The following is a 3438-nucleotide window of genomic DNA, read 5'->3' as shown; positions in this document are numbered from 1 at the left end:
CGTAGCTTTGAGGAGTCGCCGAACTACTCTCAGGCGATCGCTTAGGGATTCCTCAGTCTTGGCTTTAACCAGCACTGAGGAATCTTTTCAGCCCGTTATCCCAGGCTTTCTCCTGCTGTGAGAAAGCCTGGGACTTTTGTGTATCAATGGATGATCAGAGCGCACCCTATCTTGCCCTTAGATTGCGCCAGAGAGGTGCGAGTGGGGGAGGAATCTTTAGAATGCTCCATTATCGCTTGGTGCAAAAGGCAATACAGACAAGACAACCGCCATTAACAGGCCACGGAAACTGAAAGAAGACCGAATCAAAAACAATTGTAATTCAACTGGGATTGTGGCATACTCTCTCTGGAGATACACCGAGAAATCGGTGAAAGTTTAGGTAGGTGTGTCGGATCCGGGAGTTGCTATGCATACGGCATTAGCGTTAGATAATATTTCAGCCTCAGGCGGGCTGAGGCTTGCAGGTTGGGAACTAGTCGTGCTAGCTGGAATCTTTTTCCTCACCAGTGCAATCAGCATGGTGACCGGTAGCACCTCACTGATTACGGTGCCAGTGCTGTTGCAGGCGGGGGTAGTGCCCCAGGTGGCGATCGCCACCAATATGGCCGCCCTCACCCTGATGAGCCTTGGCGCAACGCTGCCCTTTGTGGGACAAAGCCAGCTTGACCTGCGCCGCGCCCCTTGGCTCATTGGCCTGACCCTGGTGGGTTCTGCCCTGGGGGCACTGCTGCTGAGGCTGCTACCCGATAGCGCTCTGTCACCCTTTATTGCCGCCTCAATGCTGGTGGTAGTTGGGGTATCGCTGCTGATGGGCAACAAGGGCATCCAGCCTAGCACTCAAGCGCTGTCTCCCCTCTGGAGCGTAGTTGGTTACCTGGCTACCTTTTTTTTGGCCATCTACGGCGGGCTATTTAGCGGTGGCTACATTACTCTACTGACCGCTACTTTTGTAGGCTGCTTTGGCCATACCTTTGTGGAAGCGATCGCCACTAGCAAACTAGTCAATATCTTCTCTTCCCTGATCGCCACCCTGATTTTCATCTCCCTGGGCCTGGTCAATTTCGGCCTCGGCTTGCTGCTAGGGGTGGCAATGTTCTTAGGCGCGTTTCTGGGTGGGCGGGTGGTGCTGCGCTTGCCCAACCGCTGGCTGCGCCACATCTATGTGATCACCGTTGTTGCCCTAGCCCTAAACCTTCTGCTAAGACCATGATCGAGGTCAACATTCCCGGCTTTCGCCACCTACAGTTAGCTCATCTGGTGCTCGACTACAACGGCACCCTGGCCAACGATGGCCATCTCATTCCCCAGGTAGGCGAAAAACTGACCGAACTCTCCCATAATCTACATATCCACGTGCTAACTGCCGACACCTTTGGGATGGCTAAAACCGGACTCGCTGGGCTACCCCTTGACCTGACCATTGCCCCCCCAGAGAATCAGGCCGAAACCAAGCTGGCCTTTGTCAGCAACCTAGGCTTAGAACAGGTGGTCGCCATGGGCAATGGCCGCAACGATGGCCCCATGCTCAAAGCTGCCGCCCTAGGCATCGCTCTAGTACAGCTCGAAGGTGGTGCAGTAGAAACGCTGATCTCCGCCGATATCGTCTCCACCAGCATCCTCGATGCCCTCGATTTACTCAGTCATCCAAAGCGACTGGTCGCCACCCTCAGAGCCTAGGCTGCCCCGTCCACCAACACCCTTTATTCAAAAAAAATTAACCACTTCACTATAAGGATGACCCCGTTGCAACTCATTGAGCCAGAGACCCAACTAAACAGCCCAGACGACAACGCCCCCTTGGCAGAGAATGGCCCCCAACCTACCAAATCCTGGCTGCGCCGTCTGTGGGGCGGCACCCTGGTGGTCGTGGGCTACCTGCTCTCGCCCCTCTGCTGGTGGAACGACTTGGTGATTAACCTGCCCCTGGCCCTGGGCTTTGGCTACCTCTTCAGCCGCCCCTGGCCTGATGCTCTGGTACCCATGACCGGGGTGGGCTACTGGTTGACCAACGTCATCGGTTTTGTACTGATGCAACAGGGGGCCGCCACTGCCCTGCAAAAAGACAGACAGGGTTCGAAAAGCCGATCGCTCCGCAATGGGTTGATCACGTCGACAGTCTATACGGTGGCGATCGTGGTGCTGATTCAGGTTCACATTCTGGAGATGCCCGATTTTCTCAGTGGTGATCTGTTCGCCACTCTCCACACGGTGCTGCCTAACTGGCTGACGGACTGGATTTCGGTCTAGATGGTAGACAGGCCACTATAGCCGCAAAGGCTGAAGGGCAGGTAGACCCACCCTTTCCCCGAGGGGACATTGGGCCTGCTCTTCCAAAATTTTTCTGATTCCAAACTTAGGTTTGATACGCTTGGGATTTTCCTTTTTCCGTGCTGTTCTAATCCAACCCCGTCTTTCTGTCTCTAGTATGGATACCCCTACTCCCCACCCCCTGTTCCCCGCCCCTTGGGGCCTGGTACTCTCCCTCACTGCCCTCGTCTCCTTCATCGCCCTCGGCCTTGTAGTCGCTGCCTACCCCACCCTGCCTACATGGGATGCAGCTTTTTTGATGCGCCTGCACCGCTATGCCACGCCAGAGCTGAATCGAGGCGTGGCGATCGCCACCAATCTGGGCACCTACTGGGGAGTGATGCCCGCCAGTGGGGTGTTGATCGCCTTGGCGCTGGTACGGCAACGCTGGCTAGTGGCGGCCTATTTGACTCTCGTAACAGGGGGCAGTGCAATACTCAATCTCACCACCAAGCTGCTCTGGCATCGGGTGCGCCCTGACCTGTGGGAAGGCATTCTCCCTAATGCAGACTTCAGCTTTCCTAGTGGCCATGCCACCTACTCTATGACCTTTGTGCTGGCTCTGGTGCTGATTAATTGGGACAGCCCCCGACGGCCTTGGTTGATTGGGTTGGGGGGCTTGTTTGTCCTGGCCATTGGCGTTAGCCGAGTGTACTTGGGGGTACATTTCCCTAGCGATATTTTGGGAGGCTGGCTGCTGGCGATCGCCTGGACATTCGGCCTGCACCAGGCTATGTTTCGCTGGTTGCCCCTAGAGCGATCGCACCCCTCCTACCCCTCCCCTCCCCTCGCCCTCCACGCCAAAAATGACTCCAGCGTTGGAAAGTAGCGAATCACCTCATCCAGACCCATCGGTCTATTAGAGCGATAGCCATCCCAGTAGGCCGAGTCAGTGCTTTGGGGCAGCAGACCCGCATCGCGATCACGGCACCCCCGCTGAAACCACTCCTCTCGTCTCGATCGAGTTTCCATAGCAACCTCCAAAACTACGAAAAAGGCAGCAAGCTGAAGACCCTTACCTTACCCTCACTCCCTACCCATCACCCCATCATCCCTCCAACTCCGTCCGCTTGGAAAAGCCCCAAACAAACAGGGCCGTAATCATAGCCAGCACCATCGACTGGGGGG

4 protein-coding genes are annotated in these 3438 nt (G+C 56.0%); all 4 read left to right on the top strand.

The window, feature by feature from the left end:
• Positions 1-409: 409 nt before the first annotated feature.
• The 4 genes from V6D20_19775 to V6D20_19760 all read left to right on the top strand — a co-directional run bounded on the left by V6D20_19775 (position 410) and on the right by V6D20_19760 (position 3139).
• Complete coding sequence (locus V6D20_19775; GenBank protein ID HEY9818024.1) at positions 410-1213, top strand: sulfite exporter TauE/SafE family protein; 804 nt, start codon at positions 410-412, stop codon at positions 1211-1213.
• Positions 1210-1680, top strand: a complete 471-nt coding sequence (locus V6D20_19770; GenBank protein ID HEY9818023.1) for an HAD hydrolase family protein — start codon at positions 1210-1212, stop codon at positions 1678-1680. The genes V6D20_19775 and V6D20_19770 overlap by 4 nt, the downstream gene beginning before the upstream one ends.
• 57 nt (positions 1681-1737) lie before the next feature.
• Complete coding sequence (locus V6D20_19765; protein ID HEY9818022.1) at positions 1738-2250, top strand: hypothetical protein; 513 nt, start codon at positions 1738-1740, stop codon at positions 2248-2250.
• Between the two features lie 178 nt (positions 2251-2428).
• Positions 2429-3139, top strand: a complete 711-nt coding sequence (locus V6D20_19760) for a phosphatase PAP2 family protein (GenBank protein HEY9818021.1) — start codon at positions 2429-2431, stop codon at positions 3137-3139.
• The last annotated feature ends 299 nt before the right edge of the window (positions 3140-3438 follow it).

Source organism: Candidatus Obscuribacterales bacterium, from assembly GCA_036703605.1.
GTDB lineage: Bacteria > Cyanobacteriota > Cyanobacteriia > RECH01 > RECH01 > RECH01.
Note: the sequence above shows the minus strand (reverse complement) of the source record. Positions and strands in the feature narration are given on the sequence as shown.